The sequence below is a fragment of the Chlorogloeopsis fritschii PCC 6912 genome (assembly GCF_000317285.1).
Taxonomy (GTDB): Bacteria; Cyanobacteriota; Cyanobacteriia; order Cyanobacteriales; family Nostocaceae; genus Chlorogloeopsis; species Chlorogloeopsis fritschii.
On the sequence record NZ_AJLN01000004.1, the window covers coordinates 1 to 1,408 of the forward strand.

The 1,408-nt window shown below is 41.4% G+C and carries 1 protein-coding gene; it reads left to right on the forward strand.

The features are described from left to right. The first annotated feature begins 202 nt into the window (after positions 1-202). Entirely contained in the window at positions 203-1,402 is a 1,200-nt protein-coding gene (locus tag UYC_RS0100025) for an RNA-guided endonuclease InsQ/TnpB family protein (RefSeq protein WP_016876032.1), read from the forward strand. Positions 1,403-1,408 lie beyond the last annotated feature (6 nt).

The window sequence follows — 1,408 nt, forward strand, 5'->3', positions numbered from 1 at the left end:
TCACCTATTCCCGCAAGGAGGCTCCCACTGAACCGTCAGGTCAGTGGTGAGAGGAATTGCGGGTTAAAAACGAAACGCCTCCCGAATAATAACAACCGCAGGTTGTTGAAAGAGTGGAGGCAGTTGAGTTTTTAACAAATAAATCTTTGATACAACACGACTATTTTGATGTATTATACTCATCTGTGATTAGGTCGAAGTCATGGAACAAGTATTGACGCTGGTTTGCAAACTTAACCCCACCCCAAAACAAGCAGAAGAAATCGAACTGGTACTGAAAGCTTTTGAGTCGGCGTGTAACTACGCCAACCAGAAAATTAAACCTCAGATAACTAGTAAGACCACTATTCAAAACATGGTCTATAACGAGATCCGCACTTTGTTTGGGTTAAGTGCAAATTTAGCTGTTCGTGCTTGCGCCAGGGTTGGAGCTAATCGCAAAACCGCTAAAGAAAAAGACAAGCCAGTTAAAACATTCAAGCCAACATCGGCTGATTATGATGCCAGAATTTTCTCATTTAGAGAGAAAGACTGGACTGTTAGCTTGACTTTAATGAACGGCAGAGAACACATCAAAATTGATGCTGGTAATTATCAAAGAGGTAAATTAAAAGGTAGAAAACCAACATCAGCACAGTTATGTAAACATCGTGATGGCAACTACTACATCCACATTCAAATTAAAGACGAAGCACCAGCACCAATTAAGTCAAGTAATGTAATTGGTGTTGATTTTGGTCGTCGTGACATTGCTGTAACTAGCAATGGTGATAAGTGGGATGGAAAGCAAATCAATGATGTTAGAGACAAGTTTTCCAGAGTCAGAACATCTCTCCAGAAAAAAGCCACGAAAGGCACAAGGTCTACTCGCCGCAGGGCAAGGCAGATATTGAAACGGCTGTCGGGTAAGGAGAGAAGATTTCAACAATGGCTAAACCATAACATTAGCAAGTCCATCATTCAGCAAGCATTAAAAAATAATGCAGCAGTGGCAATTGAAGACTTAACAGGTATTCGTGAAAGAACTAATCAAAAGCCAACAAGCAAAACAGAACGTAGACGTTCTAATTCTTGGTCTTTTTATCAATTGCGTTCTTTTTTGGAGTACAAAGGCATCCAATTTGGAGTAGAAGTAATTGCTGTTCCTCCAGCTTGGACAAGTCAAACTTGCTATCAATGCCTACATCTTGGACTGCGTTCTGACAAGCGTTTCAAATGTACTAATGAGGCTTGTTCTTGGAGTGGTGACGCTGATTTTAACGGCAGCAAGAATATATCTGCTATTGGGGCTGTTTTTGTAAACCAGCCTGGAGGCTCGAACTGTTTGTGTTGTGAACTCAGCACAGACAGTTCAGGGCTACTAAAAGCCCACACTGTACCCCATAAGGGTCAGTGTGGGTAGTTTACT